We start from the raw sequence: 20,792 nt of genomic DNA on the forward strand, positions 1-20,792 counted from the left end.
TCGCCAGGGGGCAGCACGAACGTCAGCCAAGGTAGCGAATCATGCGCAGAAACGAGGAGGGATGGATGGAGCAGAAGAAGAGAAGGTAAAGCGCAGGAAGCAGCCAGCCCTCGAACGAAGGATGGTGTCCCAGGCAGGGTTCGAACCTGCAACCTTCCCCTTAGGAGGGGGATGCTCTATCCAATTGAGCTACTGAGACATGCGTCTGGCGTACATGGCCCGCCATACGGAACGGCGAGCATGTTACCCAGCGAGCCAGGATTTGTCATGTCGTCTCTGCGCTTTTTACCAGTAGGTGGTTTCCAGCCTCAGGCACGTACGCCTGCCTCCTGCAAAACCATCAGCAGGCGGCGCACTGCATCGTCAAGACTGGTCGAGTTGTCCACCCGCCGGACCCGATCATCAACCTGTGTCATGGACTGCTGGTTGCGCGCCATTCGCTGCTCGATCTCGTGCTGCCCCTCCCTGCCCCGTTGAAGCAATCGCCCGCGCAATACCTGCGGATTCACACAAAGCAATATGGGCAACAGGTCCGGGTACTTCGCCTGCGCCACCGGCAGGTGCGCGCGCGACCCGTTGACCATCACGTGCCAGCCTTCGGCAAGCCACGCATCTATATAAGCAGGAACCCCATAAGCCAACCCATTGGCGCGCCACTGCAGGGCAAATTCGCCACGGTCAGCCATCTGCTCGAACTGCTGGACCGATACGGCGACTGCGTCCTCCCCCACCGCCTCGGCGGAGCGAGTGATGACACGCTTAGGAATGCGCACCTGGTTTGCCAGCAAAAGCTCACGCGCCGCATCCAGAAGACTGTCCTTGCCGGCACCGGACGGCCCCATCAAATAGATCACCCTGCCCGCCCCCGCCAAGGGAACGTCGCTTGCGTCATACTGCATAGCCACTATGCTCAGAGAAAGGAAAGCTCGCGCATTTTAGGCGCATTGCACGGTCTTTGCGCCTTTGCCGGTGATGAAAAGTCGAGCCGCCGAGGTGGCCAGGCCGAGCGCCAAATGAAAACTTTTCAAACCAGTGCGCATTTCTGATAATTGGTACTGGCATAACGCCTTTACCCAGTTCAATATTTGTCACAGAATTGACGCCAAGGAACCGGCGACACTGAGGCATGATGAAGACCTCATTCGTACTCCAGGTTGAACATTTTGTCTTAACGATGGTCGTAACACTCATCGTGCGGCCGATTTCGAGAACCGCTTCCCCCTGAACTAAACCGGTCAATTATATGCGCCCAATGAAACAGGCTATCTACTCAAGCCGCACCGCTGACAAATTTGTCGTCCGCCTGCCAGACGGAATGCGTGAGCGCATTGCCGAGGTTGCGCGTAACCACCACCGCAGCATGAACTCCGAGATCATTGCACGCCTGGAGCAGAGCCTTATTCAGGAAGGTGCACTGGGCGACGAGCTGAGCATGCGCCTGGACAGCCCAGAGCTGTCACTGCACGAACGTGAACTGCTGCAACGCTTCCGCCAGCTGTCCCATCGCCAGCAAAATGCTCTGGTCGCACTGATCGCCCATGACGTCGAGATGGCCGCAGACGCTTCCTGACTCCACCCACGCACAAAAAAGCCAGCTTTCGCTGGCTTTTTTTATGCCTTGCCTTTTTACAGCAAGAAGATCGTAGCAAGGCCCAGGAAGATGAAGAACCCGCCACTGTCGGTCATGGCAGTGATCATCACACTTGCGCCCATCGCAGGATCGCGCCCCATTCGAGCAAGCGTCATCGGGATAAGAACGCCCATCAGGGCCGCCAACAGCAGGTTCAGGGTCATCGCCGCAGTCATCACTACCCCCAGCGACCAGCTGCCATAGAGCAGGTAGGCCACAACGCCGATCACGCCCCCCCACACCAGGCCATTGATCAAGGCCACCGCAAGCTCCTTGCGCATCAATCGCGTAGTATTGCCCGGGCTGACCTGATCGAGCGCCATGGCACGTACGATCATGGTAATGGTCTGGTTGCCGGAGTTGCCCCCGATACCGGCCACGATGGGCATCAGTGCAGCCAACGCCACCAGCTTCTCGATCGACCCCTCGAACAGGCCGATCACTCGCGAAGCGACAAAGGCCGTGATCAGGTTGATTGCCAGCCATGCCCAACGGTTGCGAAGCGAACGCCAGACCGAGGCGAAGATGTCTTCCTCCTCACGCAGACCCGCCATGTTGAGGACTTCGTTCTCGCTTTCCTCACGGATCAGGTCGACCATTTCGTCGATGGTCAAACGGCCGATCAGGCGATCGCTCTTGTCCACCACCGGGGCCGAAATCAGGTCATAGCGCTCAAAGGCCTGTGCCGCATCGTAGGCGTCTTCATCGGGATGAAAACTCACCGGGTCACTGGCCATGACCTCGGCAACCTGCTTGTCGGGGTCGTTCACCAGCAGCCGCTTGATGGGCAGCACACCCTTGAGCTTGCCGTCGTAATCGACCACGAACAGTTTGTCGGTATGGCTTGGCAGTTCCTTGAGCCGGCGCAGGTAACGCAACACCACCTCAAGGCTGACGTCCTCGCGGATGGTCACCATCTCGAAGTCCATCAAGGCACCGACCTGGTCCTCGTCATAGCTCAACGCGGAGCGTACGCGCTCACGCTGCTGGGCATCGAGGGTTTCCATCAGCTCATGCACGACGTCGCGCGGCAGCTCCGGCGCAAGGTCGGCCAGCTCGTCGGCGTCCATCTCCTTGGCAGCGGCAAGCAGCTCGTGATCGTCCATGTCGGCGATCAGGGTTTCCCGAACCGAATCGGATACCTCGAGCAGGATGTCACCATCACGCTCGGCCTTGACCAGTTGCCAGACCGTCAGACGATCATCCAGCGGCAGGGCTTCGAGAATGTAGGCAACGTCAGCGGAGTGCAGATCATCGAGCTTGCGTTGCAGCTCGACCAGATTCTGGCGGTGTACGAGATTTTCGACCCGATCGTTATGGTGCCCTTCCTGACGATGTGTCAGGTCTTCGACCACTCGTTGGCGCTGCAGCAATTCGACCACCTGGGCCAGGCGATCCTGCAGGCTTTCTTGCGATTTTTTTACTTCACTTTCGGTCATACGCGTACTCCACTCCCAGCAGCGGAGCACGCCAGGAGAATCAATCAGTCAGATCGTGATTGGCAAAACAAGCTATTGAGTAACTACTGGGTAAGTCCATGGTGGTATTCCACAAGCCCCGGCGGAGCTGACGGGCGCAATCATACACGGCTTGGGCTGCTCGGGCTGAAAATATTGGCCAGAACAATCGCTTGCGAGATAAAGCTGTGACAACGTCCAGCTCTGACAGTGCGACGGCTGGCACACCCCAAAGAACACATTGAAGACGCAAAAGTTAGCAGAGGCCGGTAAACGCATCGATGACAGTTTATTCATCGCGCCTTACGGAAAAGTGAAAAGCCGAAAAGCAGAAGGCCCGCTTAAAAGCGGGCCTTCTGTTGTATGGTGCACTCGACAGGATTCGAACCTGTGACCGCTCGGTTCGTAGCCGAGTACTCTATCCAGCTGAGCTACGAGTGCAGGGTTGGCGCTTGATAGACCAGATCACCTCTGGTTGAAGCTGAAACAACTTCCAGACTGGAAACTGCTTCGTCGTATGGTGCACTCGACAGGATTCGAACCTGTGACCGCTCGGTTCGTAGCCGAGTACTCTATCCAGCTGAGCTACGAGTGCAGGGTTGGTACTTGATGGACCAGATCACCTCTGGTTGAAACTGAGGCAACTTCCAGACTGGAAACTACTTCGTCGTATGGTGCACTCGACAGGATTCGAACCTGTGACCGCTCGGTTCGTAGCCGAGTACTCTATCCAGCTGAGCTACGAGTGCATTTGTTGCCGCGCATTATAGACCGCTTAATCGATTTGCCAACCACTTTTTCGTTTAATTTCAACTACTTAGCGATTCAAGCAAGATTACAGCGCCCTACATGAATAATGGCGGAGAAGGGGGGATTCGAACCCCCGATACCCTTGTGAGGTATACTCCCTTAGCAGGGGAGCGCCTTCGGCCACTCGGCCACCTCTCCGCAACACGGGGCGTATAATAACCAGAGCCTTCCCCGTTTGCAAACCCTTTTTTGAAAAAATATCGATAAAAATTAATGGGTTGGTTCTTCGTCCTTCTCTTTCTTGATCCGCAGGTAGATTTCCTCACGGTGCACGGCCACTTCCTTGGGCGCGTTCACCCCAATCCGTACCTGGTTTCCTTTGACGCCGAGCACGGTCACGGTGATTTCGCCGTCGCCAATTATCAGGCTCTCTGCGCACCGACGAGTCAGAATCAACATACCTTTCTCCTCACGCAATTCAGTTCAGGGATAACAGTCTGCAAAAAAAGGGCTTCAACCCGCCGCCAGAACAGCGGCGGACCTACGCCTGAACGTTGATCGACACCCGACAACCCACAGGTTTCTTGTGCCGTTCAAAAACACGAAGGGCGCGGCCAGGCCGCGCCCTAGTGAGCACAACGCTTACTCGCCCTGACGGGAAGGCGCGTCGAGTTCGAAAGCGGTGTGCAAGGCACGCACAGCCAGTTCCAGGTACTTCTCTTCGATAACCACCGACACCTTGATTTCCGAAGTGGAGATCATCTGGATGTTGATGCTCTCCTTGGCCAGCGATTCGAACATGCGGCTGGCAACGCCCGCATGCGAGCGCATGCCCACACCCACGATCGATACCTTGGCGATCTTGGTATCACCCACCACTTCGCGGGCATTGAGCTTCAGGGCGGTTTCACCCAGTACCTTCTGCGCCTTTTCGTAATCGTTGCGGTGTACGGTGAAGGTGAAGTCGGTAGTGTTATCGTGCGAAACGTTCTGCACGATCATGTCGACTTCGATATTGGCTGCACTGATGGGGCCCAGAATCCCGAATGCCACGCCCGGGGTATCCGGCACACCGCGAATGGTCAGCTTGGCTTCATCGCGATTGAAGGCGATGCCGGAAATGATCGGCTGTTCCATGGATTCCTCTTCATCAATAGTAATGAGGGTACCCGGACCCTCCTGAAAACTGTGCAGTACACGCAGCGGTACGTTGTACTTGCCGGCAAACTCCACGGCCCGAATCTGCAGCACCTTGGACCCGAGGCTGGCCATTTCCAGCATCTCTTCGAAAGTGATCTTGTCCAGCCGCTGCGCCTGGGACACCACGCGCGGGTCGGTGGTATAGACACCATCGACGTCGGTGTAGATCTGGCACTCGTCAGCCTTCAATGCAGCCGCCAAGGCCACGCCGGTGGTATCGGAACCGCCACGCCCCAGCGTGGTGATGCTGCCGTGCTCGTCAACGCCCTGGAAACCGGCTACCACGACCACGCGACCTGCCTTGAGGTCGGCACGAATCTTCTGATCATCGATCTGCAGGATGCGCGCCTTGTTGTGCGCACTGTCGGTGAGAATACGCACCTGGTTGCCGGTGTAGGACACCGCAGGCACACCCCGCTTGATCAGCGCCATGGCCAGCAACGCGATGGTCACCTGCTCGCCGGTGGACACGATCACGTCCAGCTCGCGCGGAACCGGCTGATCGCTGATTTGCCTCGCCAGCTCGATCAGACGATTGGTTTCCCCGCTCATTGCCGACAGCACGACCACCAGGTCGTCGCCAGCCTCGCGGAACTTCTTCACCTTGTCGGCAACCTGTTCGATGCGCTCGACCGTGCCCACCGAGGTGCCGCCAAATTTCTGTACGATCAACGCCATTTCAAAGCCGCCTCAGCCCGTGAAGGGCACCCAATAAACACAATTACCCAACGCCAGGGCCCGCCATCGGATGGCGGGCCACCGGGCGCTTCAGACACCCTGTTCTACGAATGGCACGGTCAGAGCCAGTGCACCGTCCAGCGCTGCGGCATCCACGCCACCGCCTTGCGCCATGTCCGGACGACCACCGCCTTTGCCGCCCACCGCTGCAGCGGCTTGCTTCATCAGATCACCGGCTTTGAGTTGGCCGGTCAGGTCCTTGGTCACGCCTGCGACCAGTACGACCTTTTCTTCGTGGACACTGCCGAGCAGGATCACTGCGCGGCCGAGTTTATTCTTCAACTGGTCGACCAGGGCCAGCAAGGCTTTGCCGTCCTGCCCGTCCAGACGCGCGGCCAGCACCTTGACGCCCTTGACGTCGACTGCGCTGGCAGACAGGTCATCGCCGGCAGCACTGGCGGCCTTGGCCTGCAGTTGCTCCAGTTGCTTTTCCAGCTGACGGTTGCGCTCGAGCACCGCCGACAGCTTGTCGACCAGGTTCTCGCGGCTGCCCTTGACCAGCTGGGCAGCTTCCTTCAACTGCTCTTCGGCAGCGTTCAGGTAGGCCAGTGCGGCGGCGCCAGTGACCGCTTCGATACGACGCACCCCGGAGGCCACACCGCCTTCGCTGATGATCTTGAGCAGACCGATATCGCCGGTGCGCTTGGCATGGATGCCGCCGCACAGCTCGACGGAGAAATCACCGCCCATGCTCAGCACGCGCACGCTGTCGCCATACTTCTCGCCGAACAGCGCCATGGCGCCCTTCTGCTTGGCAGTCTCGATGTCGGTCTCTTCGGTCATGACCTCGGTGTTGTTGCGCACTTCGCGGTTGACGATGTCTTCCAGCGCCTTGAGCTGCTCTGGCTTTACCGCCTCGAAATGGCTGAAGTCAAAACGCAGGCGCTGGCTGTCGACCAGCGAGCCTTTCTGTTGTACGTGCTCGCCCAGCACCTGACGCAATGCCGCGTGCAGCAGGTGGGTGGCCGAGTGATTGAGCGAGGTGGCATGACGAACCTGCGCATCGACCCGGGTTTCAACCTGGGCACCGACGCTCAGCTTGCCGCTGGCAACCACACCGTGGTGCAGGAAGGCACCGCCGGTCTTGGTGGTGTCACGGACATCGAAGCGGACGGCACCGGCCTGCAGGTACCCGCAGTCACCCACCTGGCCGCCGGACTCGGCGTAGAACGGCGTGCGGTCGAGGATCACCACACCCTCCTCGCCTTCACCCAGCTGCTCGACGGCCTTGCCGTCCTTGTACAGTGCAACGACGCTGGCAGCGCCTTCGGTGGTGGCATAACCGGTGAATTCGGTGGCCACATCGACCTTGACCAGGGTGTTGTAGTCCAGGCCGAAGGCGCTGGCCGAACGCGCGCGCTCACGCTGCGCCTCCATCTCGCGCTCGAAACCGACTTCGTCGATGGTCAGGCTGCGCTCACGGGCGATGTCGGCCGTCAGGTCCATCGGGAAACCGTAGGTGTCATACAGTTTGAACACCACGTCACCGGGCACCACGCTGCCCTTGAGTTCGGCCAGGTCCTGCTCGAGGATCTTCAGGCCCTGCTCCAGGGTCTTGGCAAACTGCTCTTCCTCGGCCTTGAGCACGCGCTCGATGTTGGCCTGCTGCTGCTTGAGTTCCGGGAACGCCTCGCCCATCTCGGCAACCAGCGCCGCAACTATCTTGTAGAAGAAGCTGCCGGTGGCACCGAGCTTGTTGCCGTGACGGCAGGCGCGACGAATGATGCGACGCAGCACGTAGCCACGGCCTTCGTTGGAAGGCAGCACGCCATCAGCAATCAGGAAGCTGCACGAACGAATGTGGTCCGACACTACCTTGAGCGACGACTGGTCTTCGTTGCTGCAGCCGATGGCGGCAGCCGACGCGCTCAGCAGGTTCTTGAACAGGTCGATTTCATAGTTCGAATGCACATGCTGCATCACCGCACTGATGCGCTCCAGGCCCATGCCGGTGTCCACCGACGGTGCAGGCAGCGGGTGCAGCACGCCGTCGGCAGTGCGATTGAACTGCATGAAGACGTTGTTCCAGATCTCGATGTAACGGTCACCGTCTTCTTCCGGCGAGCCTGGCGGGCCACCCCAGATGTCGGCGCCGTGGTCATAGAAGATCTCGGTGCAGGGGCCGCACGGGCCGGTATCGCCCATGGTCCAGAAGTTGTCCGAGGCGTAGGGCGCGCCCTTGTTGTCGCCAATGCGCACCATGCGCTCGGCCGGCACACCGATGTGCTGGGTCCAGATGTCGTAGGCCTCGTCATCGGTGGCATACACGGTGACCCAGAGCTTTTCCTTGGGCAGTTGCAGCACGCCGGTGAGGAAGGTCCAGGCGTAGGTGATGGCATCACGCTTGAAATAGTCGCCGAAACTGAAGTTGCCCAGCATTTCGAAGAACGTATGGTGACGCGCGGTATACCCGACGTTTTCCAGGTCGCTGTTCTTGCCGCCGGCGCGCACGCACTTCTGGCTGCTGGTGGCGCGGGTGTACGCGCGCTTTTCCTGGCCAAGGAAGCAGTCCTTGAACTGGTTCATCCCCGCGTTGGTGAACAGCAGGGTCGGGTCGTTGCCCGGGATCAAGGAGCTGGAGGCAACTCGGGTATGGCCCTGCTCTTCGAAGAAGCGAAGGAAGGCTTCACGGATTTCTGCGCTTTTCATAGGTTCTTCCACGGAAACGGCGGCCTGCGTCAAATTGACGAAACGACGGCAAAGGGCCGCATTATATCGAGCCTTAACACGAGGTGCAGTGAGTTTATACATCGCCAACCGCCATTTGAGGATGAAATGACCTTCATCCGGCGCGGTTTGCTTAGCAGGCTATACGTTCTGCCGACATCTATGCTACAACGTGTGCGTCGCCAGCCACTGGCGGCACGTTCTCAGGGCGGGGTGCAATTCCCCACCGGCGGTAATTGCGCCCATTGCGCATAGCCCGCGAGCGCTTGCAGGCAACCCTGCAAGGTCAGCAGACCCGGTGTGATTCCGGGGCCGACGGTCATAGTCCGGATAAAGAGAGAGCGGGATAGGCACGCGAGTGCCTGCGTCTGCACATCTGCGCAACGACAATCCCCTTCGATCCACTGCCCTGTTTCTCATACAAACAGGAGTTCGTTTCAATGCAAGCTACCCCAATCGACAGCAAAGGCCATCACAACGATCGCATCGCCTTCGTCCAGGCCTGCTGGCACAAGGATATTGTTGACCAGAGCCGCAAGGGTTTCGTCGAAGAGATGGCCAAGCAAGGCTATCAGCTGAGCGATATCGACTTCTATGAAGTCGGCGGTGCCTTCGAAATCCCGCTGCACGCCAAGCTGCTGGCCCGCAGCGGCCGTTACGCCGGCATCGTGGCTGCAGGCCTGGTGGTGGACGGCGGCCTGTACCGCCATGAGTTCGTCGCCCAGTCGGTGATCAGCGGCCTGATGCAGGTGCAGCTGGAAACCGAAGTGCCGGTGTTCTCGGTGGTACTGACCCCTCATCACTTCCATGCCGGCGACGAGCACCAGAAGTTCTTCTTCGATCACTTCGTGCACAAGGGCGCCGAAGCGGCAGTGACCTGCGCCGACACCCTGCTCAAGCTGCGCTCGCTGCGCCGCAATGAAGTACCGCAGAAGATGGCGGGCTGATTGCCCTACCCCTTTCGCCGGCAGGGCCGGCTGCTACGGGATACGCGGCACCTGTAGCAGCCGGCCTTGCCGGCGAAGGTGTTTCATCTTCAGCCCAACTGCTCATCCGACGCAGGCACGATCAGCATCCCCGCACGCAGCCCGTTCTTCACCTTGGGGTTCGGGAAAATGATCCGCGCGCCCTCCTCCTCGACAACCCAGCGCGTCTCGGCCAGGTCCTCGGCCAGCAGATACCCTCTGGAAAGCTCGGAAAAGTTCTCGATATCCGCCGGCAGGTGCAGGTGGAAGCTGTCGCTGTGCTTGATGATCTCGCGCGCGACGCTGAACAGTTGCAGCCCGCCGATCCCTTCATCTTCAGCCGGCTCGTTACCCTCGATGATCGCCCTGAGCCGCGCTTCGAGCTTGCCGAGCTTGATCTCGCCGTTCTGGCCGAACGGCCGCGCCTTGCCCAGCTCGAGGGTGAACGCTTCGGCCCCCAGGGTTTCGTAGGTGAATGCGGTAAAGGTGATCGAAGGCTTGCTCTGCAGCAGCACAGCCTGCATGCCGGCGGCGCGCAAGCGAGCCAGTTCCCGACGCGAGTGCTGACGGCCTTCCTTGTAGGGATACAGCGCAAACTGCTCGATCTTGGAGCCGCGAATGGCGGTGTGCAGGTCATAGTGCAGGCGGGTACGGCCCTCTTTATAGAAAAAAAAGGCCGTTGCCAGACGCTCCAGCGCACAGGCACGCAATGCCTCGACACCACTGGACTGCTCATGACGCCGGTTGAACAGACGGTTGACGTCGTGCTCGATATACCGCGCGCCCGTGCGCATCGCCTCGGGGTTGCCGAACAGGAACAGCACACGCGCCCGCGGCTTGATCTCCCCCCTGGCAATGCCATGCAGGAGTTCGTCGAGCAACTCGATCGGTGCAGTCTCGTTGCCATGAATACCTGCAGACAGCAGCAGGTCCATGCCATCGTCACGCCCCTCGGGCGGGGTCACTTCAAGCGCCCCCTCGTCGAGCCAGCGCATGCGCACGCCTTCGACAGTCAGCTGGGTCTTCTCTGCCGGTTCACGACCGGCAAGGGTCAGTTCAAGCAGTTTGCCGAGGGCGAGCATGGGCGGTGTTCCTTAGTGGTGATGCCCGCAATCGGGGCCATGGACGTGGTCGTCATCTTCGCCAGCATCGGCCGGCTCCATTTCCAGCTGCAGGCTCACCAGGTTGGTGGCCAGCGGGCGCAGCAGCAGGTTGGCATACTCGGCGTCGCCTTCTTCAACATCGACACCGATCAGCAGCTGGCCGCGGCCATCCTGCTGAATCCACACTTCCTTGCCTTGCCACAGCACGGCAAAACGGGTGCAGGAAGTTTCCAGCTGGGTGCCATCTTCATCTTCAAGGATCAGCTGCAGGGCGTCGGACATAATCGAGTTCTCTTTCAAGGTTGGAGTTGGAACGGATACACCGAACCCAGCTTGAGGATCTGGGTCAGCTCATCCAGTGCCGTACGACATTCCAGCAACAGCTGCGGGTCAGCCAGGTCGCGTTCGCTCAGGCTGTCGCGGTAGTGCCTGTCGACCCATTGGGTCAGGGTGTCGTACAGCGGCGCGGTCATGATAACCCCTGGGTTGACGGCCGCCAGTTCCGTTTCGTTGAGCGCCACGCGCAAACGCAGGCACGCGGGGCCGCCGCCATTCTGCATGCTCTGCTTGAGGTCGAAGACCTTGACCTCGGTCACCGGCCCGCCCTGGCCGGTCAAGGCCGACAGATAGGCCCAGACCCGCTCGTTGTTGCGGCATTCCTCCGGCACGATCAGCAGCATCGAACCGTCTTCACGGGACAGCAACTGACTGTTGAACAGATACGAACGCACGGCGTCCTCGACCGTCACCTGGGCCCGCGGCACGCAGATGGCCTTGAACTTGCCGCCACATCCGGCCAGTTTAGCCTGCAGCTCGGCCAGCACCGCTTCGGTGTCGAGGAAGGCGTCCTCGTGATAGAACAGCACCTCGCCGTTGCCCACCGCGATCACATCGTTGTGAAACACGCCCTGGTCGATCACGGCAGGGTTCTGCTGAGCATAGACCACGCCGTCGGCACTCAGGCCATGCAGCCGGGCAACCGCCTGGGAAGCCTCCAGGGTCTGGCGGGCCGGGTATTTGTGCGGCGCCGGGTAGCGCGCATCGAATGCACTGCGCCCGAACACGAAGAACTCCACGCCCGGTTCGCCATAGGCACGGCAGAAGCGCGTGTGGTTGGCAGCACCTTCGTCACCAAACTGCGCCACCGCCGGCAACGCGGCATGGTGGGCAAAGTGCTGCGCATTGGCGAACATCGCGCCCAGCACACGACTGGTGGTCGGGTGCTCGATACTGCGGTGGTACTTGCAGTTCAGGTTGGCCGCCGTGAAGTGCACGCGTCCATCGGCCGTATCGGCGCTCGGACTGACCGTGGCGGCGTTGGCCACCCACATGCTGGACGCAGAGCAACTGGCGACCAGCAACGGCATCGCCTCCCTGGCCGCCCGCTCGATGACCTGTGCATCGCTGCCGCCAAAGCCCAGGCGACGCAGCGCAGCCACATCCGGACGCTCCTGCGGGGCCAGTACGCCCTGCACAAAGCCCATCTCCATCAGCGCCTTCATCTTCGCCAGGCCCTGGCGCGCCGCTTCACGCGGGTTGGATGCCTGCTGGCTGTTGCTCTGCGAAGCAACGTTGCCGTAGGACAGCCCGCCGTAGTTGTGCGTCGGCCCCACCAGGCCATCAAAATTCACTTCAAATGATTTCATCGGCTAAGGCTCCGTGAAGCTGTTGTTATAGGGTGACGCCGGGCGTCAGCGTGGCGGGCAGCACAAGGCTGGATGCCTCCAGCGACGCCACCGGGTAGGCGCAGTAGTCGGCCGCGTAATAGGCGCTCGCCCGATGATTGCCACTGGCCCCGACACCACCGAACGGTGCGCTGCTGGCGGCACCGGTCAGTTGCTTGTTCCAGTTGACGATACCGGCGCGGCTTTCCAGCCAGAACTGCTGGTAGCGCGCCTCGGAATCGGACAACAGCCCTGCGGCCAGGCCGTACTGGGTGTTGTTGGCTTCGCGGATCGCGGCATCGAAATCGCTGTAGCGGATAACCTGCAGCAGCGGCCCGAAGAACTCCTCGTCCGGGCGCTCGGCCACCGAGGTCACGTCGATGATGCCCGGGGTCAGCAACGCCGCATCGGCCTGTGGCTGGGTCATCGGCAGCAGCGACTGTGCGCCGCTGGCCAGCAACTGGGCCTGGGCATCGAGCAGCGCGCGGGCTGCCCCCAGGGAGATCACCGAGCCCATGAACGGCGCCGGCTGTTGATCGAACGCGCCCACCGAAATGTTCCGGCTGACGGCCACCAGCCGCGCCAGCAGGGTGTCGCCCCATTCGCCTTGGGGTACCAGCAGGCGGCGTGCACAGGTGCAGCGCTGGCCGGCGGAAATGAAGGCCGACTGGATGATGGTGTATACCGCAGCGTCCAGGTCCTGCACCTGGTCGACCACCAGGGGGTTGTTGCCCCCCATCTCCAGGGCCAGGATCTTGTCCGGGCGCCCCGAGAACTGCTGGTGTAGCAGGTTGCCGGTGCGGCTGGAGCCGGTGAAGAACAGGCCGTCGATGCCGGGGTTGGCCGCCAGGGCCACCCCGGTTTCCCGCGCCCCCTGCACCAGGTTGAGCACGCCAGCCGGCAGCCCGGCCTCGATCCAGCACCTGAGCGTCAGCTCGGCCACTTTCGGCGTGAGCTCGCTGGGCTTGAACACCACGCTGTTACCGGCCAGCAGCGCCGGCACGATATGCCCGTTGGGCAGGTGGCCCGGGAAGTTGTACGGGCCGAACACCGCCACCACACCGTGGGGCTTGTGCCGCAGTACCGCCGTGGCGTCAGCCAGCGGGCCGCTCTTCTCGCCGGTACGTTCGCGGTAGCTCTGCACCGAAATGGCCACCTTGTTGACCATGCTGGTCACTTCGGTGGTGGCCTCCCACAGCGGCTTGCCGGTTTCTTCGCCGATGCAGCGGGCCAGTTCATCGGCGTGGGCCTTGAGGCTCGCGGCAAAGGCTTCGAGCACGCTGATACGCGCCTCCAGCGGCTGGCGAGCCCAGCCAGCAAAGGCTTGACGCGCAGCCTGTACCGCGGCCTCGACCTGCCCCGCGTCGGCGCCCTGGCCCTGCCAGATCACCTGTTGGCTGACCGGGTTCAGCGACTGCAGGGCCTCGCCCTGGCCGGCCTGCCATGTACCGGCAATGTAGTGCGTGGTCATTATTTGGCCTCCCGTGCTGCGGACAGTGGCACCGCACGTACCTGGTCACCGGCGCTCAGGCGCAGGCGCTTGGCCGTCAGCGGGTCGACCACCAGGGTGCCCGCAGCCAAGCGCGCGGGCGCTGCGGTGATACGGCAGTCCTCGCGCTTGCGGTTGTGGATGATGAAAGGGGTGGCATCGTCGCCCGGCGTGCCGATCGCCAGCACCAGGGCCTGGCTGTCGTGCACCGCGCGAATCTTGCTGGTCTGGCACTCGACCGCCGGGCCCGCGTCGAAGATGTCGACGTAGCCCTGATAGCTGAAGCCTTCGCTCTGCAGCATGGCCAGCGCCGGTTCGGTATCGGTGTGCACGCGCCCGATCACATTGCGCGCCGCCTCGGACAGAAAGCAGGTGTACAGCGGGAACTTGGGCATCAGCTCGGCGATGAACGCCTTGTTGCCGACCCCGGTCAGGTAGTCGGCCTGGCTGAACTCCATCTTGAAGAAGTGTCGGCCCAGGCTCTCCCAGAAGGGCGAACGGCCCTGCTCGTCGGACATGCCGCGCATTTCGGCAATGATCTTGTTGCCGAACAGTTCGCTGAATTCGGCAATGAACAGCAGGCGAGCCTTGGCCAGCAGACGACCATTGAGGCCACTGCGGTAGTCGCTGCGCAGAAACAGGGAGCACAACTCGGAGTTGCCGGTCAGGTCGTTGGCCAGAAACAGCGTGGGGATCTCGCGGTAGATGTCCAGTTCCTGGGACGCGCTGACGGTCAGGCCCACCCGGTAGTTGTACCAGGGTTCACGCAGCCCAACGGCACCGGCGATGGCCGAAATGCCCACCACTTCGCCTTCGTCGTTCTCGAGCACGAACAGGTAGTCGGCATCGCCACGCTCGGCTTCGCCGCGGAAGGTCTTCTCGGCCCAGCCCACCCGGTGGGCCAGGCGCTCTTCGTTGGCCGGCAGAGTGGTCAGGCCGGTGGTGCCGGTGCTGCGCGCCAGCTCGATCAGCGCCGGTAGGTCGCTGCTGCGTACGGGACGAACAATCATGCTATCTCCTCGGGCAGGTGCCTGCTGGCCCCTGCGAAACTCGACCTGGGGTAGCCAGGCAATCAGACCGCGACCAGGCGCACGCTGGCGCCCTCACCCACTCCCAGCGCCTCGGCGGCGGCCAGGTCCAGCTGCACCGGCTTGCCAGGGGCCCAGTCCAGCTCCAGCATCACGGCGCGGTAATCCTGCAACTGGCCGTTGGATACCAGGTACGGGCGCCCGCCCTTGACGGCCTGCTCCTGCAGCTTGACCGGCACCAGCCGGCTCTGGGCGATGGAGCGGATGCCGGACACTCGCGCATGCAGGGTCGGCCCACCGTCGAAGATGTCGATGTAGTGATCGGTCTCGAAGCCTTCGCGCATCAGGATGTCGAAGGTGATCTGCGCGCGCGGGTGCACCTGGCCCATGGCCTCCTGCGCGGCATCCGGCAGCAGGGGCACATAGATGGGGTAATGCGGCATCAGCTCGGCAAGGAAGGTACGGCTCTTGAGCCCGCACAGGCGCTCGGCGGCAGCGTAGTTGAGGTCGAAGAAGTTGCGCCCGATGGCATCCCAGAACGGCGAGTCGCCGTGCTCGTCGCTGTAGCCGACGATCTCGGTCACCACCGAATCGGCAAACCGCTCCGGGTGCGCTGCCATGAACAGCAGCCGGCCGCGGGAGTTGAGCTCGGCCCAGCCGGTGCCCACCAGTTCGGGCAGCACGTAGAAGCTGGTCAGCAGGCTGTTGCCGGTCAGGTCGTGACACTGCGACAGCACATGGATCTTGTTGTGGATCTTCAGCTCGCGCGAGGCGTGCACGAAGGTCTCGTTGCGAAAACTGTAGAACGGCTCGGAATAGCCGGCCGAGGCCACGATGGCCGAACAGCCGACCAGCTTGCCGGTCTCGCTGTCTTCGAGCACGAAGAAGTAGCTCTCCTCGCCATTGAAGCTGACTTCGGCGGCAAAGGAGGTTTCGGACGCGGCGATCTTGTCGCCCAGGCGACCGGCATCATCCGGCAGGGACGTGACACCGATGGGACTGTCCGCGGCCAGACGCTGCACTTCACCCAGGTCAGCCATTTGCGCGGGGCGCATCACCAGCATGGTGTCACTCCTTTAGGGAAAATCGGGCCGACAGCTGCCGGCGCAGAAGAAGCGGCACGTGCCACGGGCACGGGCCACCAGAATCGGTTCGCTGGCCACCGGGGCCAGCGAAGGACCGCAGGCCGGTATCAGGCCTTGGTCAGTGCAGCGGCAGCGCGTTCGAAGCGGTCCAGGCCTTCATCGATGTCGGCATCTTCCACCACCAGGCTGGGGGCGAAACGCACCACGTCCGGGCCGGCCTGCAAAACCATCAGGCCTTCTTTCTCGGCAGCATTGAACACGTCCTTGGCCTTGCCCTTCCAGGCATCGGACAACACGCAACCGATCAGCAGGCCCAGGCCGCGGACCTGGGTGAACAGGCCGTACTGCTGGCCGATCTTCTCCAGGCGCGCCTTGAAGCGCTCGTGCTTGGCCTTGACGCCCGCCAGCACTTCGGGGGTGTTGACCACATCCAGCACCGCAGAGGCCACGGCGCAGCCCAACGGGTTGCCGCCATAGGTGGTGCCGTGGGTGCCCACGGCCAGGTGCTTGGCCAGCGCTTCGGTGGTCAGCATCGCGGCAATCGGGAAGCCGCCGCCCAGGCTCTTGGCGCTGGTCAGGATGTCGGGGGTCACGCCGTAGTGCATGTAGGCGAACAGCTCGCCGGTACGGCCGACGCCGGTCTGCACTTCGTCGAAGATCAGCAGTGCGTTGTGCTTGTCGCACAGCTCGCGCGCGCCTTGCAGATAGGCCTTGTCGGCCGGCACCACGCCGCTCTCGCCCTGGATCGGCTCGATCACCACCGCGCAGGTCTTGTCGCTGATCTGCGCCTTGAGCGCTTCGAGGTCGTTGTACGGCACATGGCTGATGCCGGTGATCTTAGGGCCGAAGCCGTCGGAGTACTTGGGCTGGCCACCGACGCTCACGGTGAACAGGGTGCGACCGTGGAAGCTGTTCACGGTAGCAATGATCTCGTGCTTTTCAGGGCCGAAGCGGTCGTGGGCGACACGACGGGCCAGCTTGAAGGCGGCCTCGTTGGCCTCGGCGCCGGAGTTGCAGAAGAACGCACGCTCGGCAAAGGTGGCGTCGACCAGCTTGTGGGCCAGGCGCAGGGCTGGCTCGTTGGTGAACACGTTGGACACGTGCCACAGCTTGTTGGCCTGCTCGGTCAGCGCACCGACCAGCGCCGGGTGGGCGTGCCCCAGGACGTTTACGGCGATGCCGCCAGCGAAATCGATCAGCTCGCGCCCCGCCTGGTCCCATACACGGGAGCCCTGGCCACGCACGGGGATGAAAGCGGCCGGCGCATAGTTGGGGACCATTACCTGGTCGAAATCGGCGCGTTGCACCGGAGCTTGCTCAACGGACATCGGAGTCTCCTGAAGAGGAACGCCTGCCTGGAACTGGCGAGCGATGGGGGGATTGTAAGGACTGATGAACGCCCGGCCTTGCCGCCAAGCGACAACTTCTTATAGCGCCAAACCCTGTTTTGCCAAGGCTTTCGGCAATGCGACAAATAGGGTCGCAAAGGCGCAGTTTAAACGGTGCGCGGTGCTGGCGGGGAGATTGTGTCACGCACGGATTTGCGGGGGCTTCTTCGCTGGCAAGCCAGCGCCCTCGGGCCGGTGCAGCCCCCTTCGACGCTGCGGGCGCTGGTTTGCCGCCGAAGGTCGCGCTGCGCTACCGAATCAGCCGCGCTCGGCAGGCGCCGACGACAACTCGAACGGGCTGTTGCTGCGGCGCTGGTTGCGGTCTTCGCGTGGCGTTGCGCCAAAGAAGTTGCGGTACGCGCTGGAAAAATGCGGCCCCGACGAGAACCCGCACGACAGGCCGATCTGGATGATCGACTTGCTGGTCTGCATCAGCATCTGGCGCGCCTTGTTCAAGCGCAGCTCCAGGTAATACTGGCTGGGCACCCGATTGAGGTACTGCTTGAAGATCCGCTCCAGCTGCCGGCGCGATACGCACACATGCTGGGCAATCTCGTCGGTGGTCAACGGCTCTTCGATATTGGCCTCCATCAGCAGCACCGCCTGGGTCAGCTTCGGATGGCTGGAGCCCAGGCGATTCTGCAACGGGATGCGCTGACGCTCGCCCCCCTCGCGAATGCGCTCGACCACCAGCTCTTCGGACACCGCACCGGCAAGCTCGGCGCCATGGTCACGGGCCAGCACGGCCAGCAGCAGGTCCAGTACCGACATGCCACCACACGCGGTCAGCCGATCGCGATCCCAGTCGAACAGGTGGCTGGTGGCGATGACCTTGGGGAAGCGTTCGGCGAAGTCATCCTGCCAGCGCCAGTGCACCGCGGCGCGATAACCATCCAGCAGGCCCAGCTGGGCCAGCGGATACACACCTGCCGAAAGACCACCCACCACGCACCCCGAGCGCACCAGTTGCTTGAGCGCGCTGCCCAGCGCCGCGCCTACCGCCTGCGGCGGCTCATCGGCCAGCAGAAACAGCTTCTGGCAACCTTCCAGCCGCCCCACCCAGGCTTCGCCAGGCAAGCGCCAGGCGCCCTCCGGCGCAGGTTCGGCCTGCAGGAACAGCAACTCGTAGACCACTTCGGGGTGCACCTTCTGGGCCACCCGCAAGACCTCTTCGGCCAGCGCCAGGGTCAAGGCCTTGGTGCTGGGCCAGAGGAGAAAACCGATTCGCTGGGTGGTCATTGGGTAAGGTCCGAAACCTGAGAGGAGTCTGGGAGAAAAGCCTCGATCGAGGCGCAGCATGCCCTATTCTGGTGCAAAGCGGCAGCCTCGAACTGTAGCACGGTCGATTATTTCAGGCTGCCGGACAGGAACTGCTGCAACCGCTCGGACTGCGGGTTGACCAGCACTTCACGCGGGTTGCCGCTCTCTTCGACCACACCCTTGTGCAGGAACACCAGCTGGTTGGACACCTCGCGGGCGAAGCCCATCTCGTGGGTCACCACCACCATGGTGCGGCCTTCCTGGGCCAGCGCCTGCATCACCTTGAGCACATCGCCCACCAGCTCCGGGTCCAGCGCCGAGGTCGGCTCGTCGAACAGCATCACTTCAGGCTCCATCGCCAGTGCACGGGCAATCGCCACACGCTGCTGCTCACCACCGGACATATGGCCCGGGTAGGCATCCTTGCGATGGGACACACCGACCTTGGCCAGGTAGTGCTCGGCCTTTTCCAGCGCGTCCTTGCGGCTCATGCCCAGCACGTGCACCGGTGCCTCGATGATGTTCTCCAGCGCAGTCATGTGCGACCACAGGTTGAAGTGCTGGAACACCATCGACAGGCGCGAGCGCATGCGCTGCAACTGCTTGGGGTCGGCCGCCTTCAGCGCGCCGTCCTTGTTCGCCACCAGCTTCAACTCTTCGTTGTTGAGCAGGATCTTGCCGGCATGCGGCTGCTCGAGCAGGTTGATGCAGCGCAGGAAGGTGCTCTTGCCCGAGCCGCTGGAGCCGATGATGCTGATCACATCGCCCGCCTTGGCCGCCAGGGACACACCCTTGAGCACTTCGTGACTGCCATAGCGTTTGTGCAGGTCTTGGACTTCGAGTTTGTACATGCTGTCGGTTCTCACAAAGCGTCAGTCCCGGGCCTGCGCCCGGGGCGAAAAAGTTGCCGCCGGGCTCAGCCCTTGCGCGGCGCCAGGTAGCCGAGCCAGCGGCGTTCAGCCAGCTTGAACAGGCGCACCAGAATGAAGGTCAGGCACAGGTAGAACACACCGGCGGTGATGTACGCCTCGAACGGCAGGTAGTACTGGGCATTGACCGTGCGCGCCGCACCGGTGATGTCGATCAGGGTCACGATCGACGCCAGGCTGGTGGTCTGCAGCATCATGATCACTTCATTGCTGTACTGCGGCAGCGCCCGGCGCAGGGCCGAGGGCAGCAGGATGCGGCGGTACATCTTGACCCGCGACATGCCCATCGCCTTGGCCGCTTCGATCTCGCCGTGGGGCGTGGCCTTGAGGCTGCCGGCGATGATTTCGGCGGTGTAGGCACTGGTATTGATGGCAAAGGCCAGGCACGCACAGAAGGTCGCACTGGACAGCCACGGCCACAGGAAGCTCTCGCGCACCGCCTCGAACTGGGCCAGCCCGTAATAGATCAGAAACAGCTGCACCAGCATCGGCGTGCCACGAATCACGTAGGTGTAGAGCCAGGCGCTCATGTTCACCAGCGGCTGCTTGGACACCCGCATCAGGCCCAGCGGCACTGCCACCAGCAGGCCGAACAGCAACGACAGCGCCAGCAGCTTGAGCGTGGTCAGCATGCCGCTCAGGTACAGCGGCATGGCTTCCCAGATGACGTTGTAATCGAAAATCATAGATCAGCCGCCTTTACGCCAACCGAGTAGCGTTTCTCGAGGTAACGCAGGGCCAGCAACGAGACGCTGGTGAGCACCAGGTACAACGCCGCGACCGCCAGGAAGAACGTGAACGGCTCGCGGGTCGCGTCCGCCGCCTGCTTGGCCTTGAACATCATGTCTTGCAGGCCCACCACCGAAATCAGTGCGGTGGCCTTGGTCAGTACCAGCCAGTTGTTGGTGAAGCCAGGGATCGCCAGGCGAATCATCTGCGGCACCAGCACCCGGAAGAAGATCTGCAGGCCGCTCATGCCATAGGCCATGCCGGCTTCGGCCTGCCCCTTGGGGATGGCCATGAAAGCGCCGCGGAAGGTTTCGGACAGGTATGCACCAAAGATGAAGCCCAGGGTACCGATACCCGCCATCAGCGGATTGAGGTCGATGTAATCGTCGAAACCGAGCAAGGGTGCGACGCGGTTGAGCAGGTCCTGACCGCCGTAGAAGATCAGCAGGATCAGCACCAGGTCGGGGATCCCGCGGATCACCGTGGCGTACAGGTCGCCCAGCCAGGCCAGCCAGCGCACCGGCGACAGCCGCAGCGCCACGCCGATCAGGCCCAGTACGATGGCCAGGGCCATGGACGACAAGGCGAGCTGTAGCGTCAGCCATGCTCCATCGAGGATGACTGCCCCGTAGCCTTTCAACATGTTGAGGTCCTCGACCTTAGGGATGAAAAAATGGTGCAAACCTCAGCGCTTCTGCTGCTTGCACCAT

18 protein-coding genes, 5 tRNA genes and 1 riboswitch are annotated in these 20,792 nt (G+C 62.1%); of the genes, 2 read left to right on the forward strand and 21 right to left on the reverse strand.

The features are described from left to right. Window positions 1–122: 122 nt before the first annotated feature. Together ACPRTJ_RS02360 and phnN are read right to left on the reverse strand one after the other, a co-directional pair. Window positions 123–199: transfer RNA gene (locus ACPRTJ_RS02360), tRNA-Arg, on the reverse strand. 109 nt (window positions 200–308) lie between these two features. Beyond that, a complete protein-coding gene (gene phnN / locus ACPRTJ_RS02365; RefSeq protein WP_255002673.1) occupies window positions 309–899 on the reverse strand; it encodes a phosphonate metabolism protein/1,5-bisphosphokinase (PRPP-forming) PhnN in 591 nt (196 codons plus the stop codon). A 344-nt stretch (window positions 900–1,243) separates the two neighbouring features. On the opposite strand from phnN, the gene ACPRTJ_RS02370 reads away from it, so the two are divergent. Continuing rightward, window positions 1,244–1,570 carry an Arc family DNA-binding protein gene (locus ACPRTJ_RS02370; protein WP_003254499.1) on the forward strand — a complete coding sequence of 109 codons (327 nt, stop codon included), beginning with the start codon at window positions 1,244–1,246 and terminating at the stop codon, window positions 1,568–1,570. A gap of 56 nt (window positions 1,571–1,626) precedes the next feature. Here ACPRTJ_RS02370 and mgtE read toward each other — a convergent pair whose 3' ends face one another. The 8 genes from mgtE to alaS all read right to left on the reverse strand — a co-directional run bounded on the left by mgtE (window position 1,627) and on the right by alaS (window position 8,424). Then, complete coding sequence (mgtE, locus tag ACPRTJ_RS02375; protein WP_426427953.1) at window positions 1,627–3,069, reverse strand: magnesium transporter; 1,443 nt, start codon at window positions 3,067–3,069, stop codon at window positions 1,627–1,629. Window positions 3,070–3,451: 382 nt separating this feature from the next. Continuing rightward, a tRNA-Arg gene (locus ACPRTJ_RS02380) sits at window positions 3,452–3,528 on the reverse strand. A 77-nt stretch (window positions 3,529–3,605) separates the two neighbouring features. Next, window positions 3,606–3,682 (reverse strand) — tRNA-Arg (locus ACPRTJ_RS02385). 77 nt (window positions 3,683–3,759) lie between these two features. Then, window positions 3,760–3,836 (reverse strand) — tRNA-Arg (locus ACPRTJ_RS02390). Window positions 3,837–3,944: 108 nt separating this feature from the next. Further along, a tRNA-Ser gene (locus ACPRTJ_RS02395) sits at window positions 3,945–4,035 on the reverse strand. 72 nt (window positions 4,036–4,107) lie between these two features. Further along, window positions 4,108–4,296, reverse strand: coding sequence for a carbon storage regulator CsrA (csrA, locus tag ACPRTJ_RS02400; RefSeq protein ID WP_010226667.1), 189 nt, complete (start codon window positions 4,294–4,296; stop codon window positions 4,108–4,110). A gap of 183 nt (window positions 4,297–4,479) precedes the next feature. Then, window positions 4,480–5,715 (reverse strand): aspartate kinase, encoded by a 1,236-nt coding sequence (locus ACPRTJ_RS02405; protein ID WP_043860296.1) that lies wholly within the window; start codon window positions 5,713–5,715, stop codon window positions 4,480–4,482. A 90-nt stretch (window positions 5,716–5,805) separates the two neighbouring features. Then, window positions 5,806–8,424, reverse strand: a complete 2,619-nt coding sequence (gene alaS / locus ACPRTJ_RS02410) for an alanine--tRNA ligase (protein WP_043860295.1) — start codon at window positions 8,422–8,424, stop codon at window positions 5,806–5,808. A 213-nt stretch (window positions 8,425–8,637) separates the two neighbouring features. Then, window positions 8,638–8,789: riboswitch (FMN riboswitch) on the forward strand. A 93-nt stretch (window positions 8,790–8,882) separates the two neighbouring features. Here alaS and ACPRTJ_RS02415 point away from each other — a divergent pair. Continuing rightward, window positions 8,883–9,389: a 6,7-dimethyl-8-ribityllumazine synthase gene (locus ACPRTJ_RS02415; RefSeq protein WP_043860294.1), complete on the forward strand. Its 507-nt coding sequence runs from the start codon at window positions 8,883–8,885 to the stop codon at window positions 9,387–9,389. An 89-nt stretch (window positions 9,390–9,478) separates the two neighbouring features. Here the strand turns inward: ACPRTJ_RS02415 and astE are convergent, their stop codons facing one another. The 11 genes from astE to ACPRTJ_RS02470 all read right to left on the reverse strand — a co-directional run bounded on the left by astE (window position 9,479) and on the right by ACPRTJ_RS02470 (window position 20,725). Further along, complete coding sequence (gene astE, locus ACPRTJ_RS02420; protein WP_104572318.1) at window positions 9,479–10,489, reverse strand: succinylglutamate desuccinylase; 1,011 nt, start codon at window positions 10,487–10,489, stop codon at window positions 9,479–9,481. A gap of 12 nt (window positions 10,490–10,501) precedes the next feature. Next, window positions 10,502–10,792, reverse strand: a complete 291-nt coding sequence (locus ACPRTJ_RS02425; protein ID WP_043860292.1) for a hypothetical protein — start codon at window positions 10,790–10,792, stop codon at window positions 10,502–10,504. Between the two features lie 14 nt (window positions 10,793–10,806). Next, window positions 10,807–12,156 carry an N-succinylarginine dihydrolase gene (astB, locus tag ACPRTJ_RS02430; protein ID WP_253087409.1) on the reverse strand — a complete coding sequence of 450 codons (1,350 nt, stop codon included), beginning with the start codon at window positions 12,154–12,156 and terminating at the stop codon, window positions 10,807–10,809. Window positions 12,157–12,181: 25 nt separating this feature from the next. Further along, window positions 12,182–13,648 carry a succinylglutamate-semialdehyde dehydrogenase gene (gene astD, locus ACPRTJ_RS02435; protein WP_173925083.1) on the reverse strand — a complete coding sequence of 489 codons (1,467 nt, stop codon included), beginning with the start codon at window positions 13,646–13,648 and terminating at the stop codon, window positions 12,182–12,184. Further along, window positions 13,645–14,673 carry an arginine N-succinyltransferase gene (astA, locus tag ACPRTJ_RS02440; protein ID WP_043860289.1) on the reverse strand — a complete coding sequence of 343 codons (1,029 nt, stop codon included), beginning with the start codon at window positions 14,671–14,673 and terminating at the stop codon, window positions 13,645–13,647. Before astA ends, astD begins: the two co-directional genes overlap by 4 nt. A gap of 62 nt (window positions 14,674–14,735) precedes the next feature. After that, window positions 14,736–15,755 (reverse strand): arginine/ornithine succinyltransferase subunit alpha, encoded by a 1,020-nt coding sequence (gene aruF / locus ACPRTJ_RS02445; RefSeq protein WP_043860288.1) that lies wholly within the window; start codon window positions 15,753–15,755, stop codon window positions 14,736–14,738. Window positions 15,756–15,883: 128 nt separating this feature from the next. After that, window positions 15,884–17,104, reverse strand: a complete 1,221-nt coding sequence (locus ACPRTJ_RS02450; protein ID WP_043860287.1) for an aspartate aminotransferase family protein — start codon at window positions 17,102–17,104, stop codon at window positions 15,884–15,886. A gap of 318 nt (window positions 17,105–17,422) precedes the next feature. Then, window positions 17,423–18,403: a transcriptional regulator ArgR gene (gene argR / locus ACPRTJ_RS02455; RefSeq protein WP_043860286.1), complete on the reverse strand. Its 981-nt coding sequence runs from the start codon at window positions 18,401–18,403 to the stop codon at window positions 17,423–17,425. A 107-nt stretch (window positions 18,404–18,510) separates the two neighbouring features. Beyond that, window positions 18,511–19,275 (reverse strand): ABC transporter ATP-binding protein, encoded by a 765-nt coding sequence (locus ACPRTJ_RS02460; protein ID WP_043860285.1) that lies wholly within the window; start codon window positions 19,273–19,275, stop codon window positions 18,511–18,513. Window positions 19,276–19,340: 65 nt separating this feature from the next. Then, window positions 19,341–20,039, reverse strand: a complete 699-nt coding sequence (locus ACPRTJ_RS02465) for an ABC transporter permease (RefSeq protein WP_054916584.1) — start codon at window positions 20,037–20,039, stop codon at window positions 19,341–19,343. Then, a complete protein-coding gene (locus tag ACPRTJ_RS02470) occupies window positions 20,036–20,725 on the reverse strand; it encodes an ABC transporter permease (RefSeq protein WP_426427959.1) in 690 nt (229 codons plus the stop codon). The genes ACPRTJ_RS02465 and ACPRTJ_RS02470 overlap by 4 nt, the downstream gene beginning before the upstream one ends. Window positions 20,726–20,792 lie beyond the last annotated feature (67 nt).

It is taken from the genome of Pseudomonas palmensis (assembly GCF_049942755.1).
Taxonomy (GTDB): Bacteria; Pseudomonadota; Gammaproteobacteria; order Pseudomonadales; family Pseudomonadaceae; genus Aquipseudomonas; species Aquipseudomonas palmensis.

Bases quoted from the DNA above. Each gene is read 5' to 3' on its own strand.
- phnN (WP_255002673.1), bottom strand. From the start codon at position 899: ATGCAGTATGACGCAAGCGACGTTCCCTTGGCGGGGGCGGGCAGGGTG.
- ACPRTJ_RS02370 (WP_003254499.1), top strand. From the start codon at position 1,244: ATGCGCCCAATGAAACAGGCTATCTACTCAAGCCGCACCGCTGACAAA.
- mgtE (WP_426427953.1), bottom strand. From the start codon at position 3,069: ATGACCGAAAGTGAAGTAAAAAAATCGCAAGAAAGCCTGCAGGATCGC.
- csrA (WP_010226667.1), bottom strand. From the start codon at position 4,296: ATGTTGATTCTGACTCGTCGGTGCGCAGAGAGCCTGATAATTGGCGAC.
- ACPRTJ_RS02405 (WP_043860296.1), bottom strand. From the start codon at position 5,715: ATGGCGTTGATCGTACAGAAATTTGGCGGCACCTCGGTGGGCACGGTC.
- alaS (WP_043860295.1), bottom strand. From the start codon at position 8,424: ATGAAAAGCGCAGAAATCCGTGAAGCCTTCCTTCGCTTCTTCGAAGAG.
- ACPRTJ_RS02415 (WP_043860294.1), top strand. From the start codon at position 8,883: ATGCAAGCTACCCCAATCGACAGCAAAGGCCATCACAACGATCGCATC.
- astE (WP_104572318.1), bottom strand. From the start codon at position 10,489: ATGCTCGCCCTCGGCAAACTGCTTGAACTGACCCTTGCCGGTCGTGAA.
- ACPRTJ_RS02425 (WP_043860292.1), bottom strand. From the start codon at position 10,792: ATGTCCGACGCCCTGCAGCTGATCCTTGAAGATGAAGATGGCACCCAG.
- astB (WP_253087409.1), bottom strand. From the start codon at position 12,156: ATGAAATCATTTGAAGTGAATTTTGATGGCCTGGTGGGGCCGACGCAC.
- astA (WP_043860289.1), bottom strand. From the start codon at position 14,673: ATGATTGTTCGTCCCGTACGCAGCAGCGACCTACCGGCGCTGATCGAG.
- aruF (WP_043860288.1), bottom strand. From the start codon at position 15,755: ATGCTGGTGATGCGCCCCGCGCAAATGGCTGACCTGGGTGAAGTGCAG.
- ACPRTJ_RS02450 (WP_043860287.1), bottom strand. From the start codon at position 17,104: ATGTCCGTTGAGCAAGCTCCGGTGCAACGCGCCGATTTCGACCAGGTA.
- argR (WP_043860286.1), bottom strand. From the start codon at position 18,403: ATGACCACCCAGCGAATCGGTTTTCTCCTCTGGCCCAGCACCAAGGCC.
- ACPRTJ_RS02460 (WP_043860285.1), bottom strand. From the start codon at position 19,275: ATGTACAAACTCGAAGTCCAAGACCTGCACAAACGCTATGGCAGTCAC.
- ACPRTJ_RS02465 (WP_054916584.1), bottom strand. From the start codon at position 20,039: ATGATTTTCGATTACAACGTCATCTGGGAAGCCATGCCGCTGTACCTG.
- ACPRTJ_RS02470 (WP_426427959.1), bottom strand. From the start codon at position 20,725: ATGTTGAAAGGCTACGGGGCAGTCATCCTCGATGGAGCATGGCTGACG.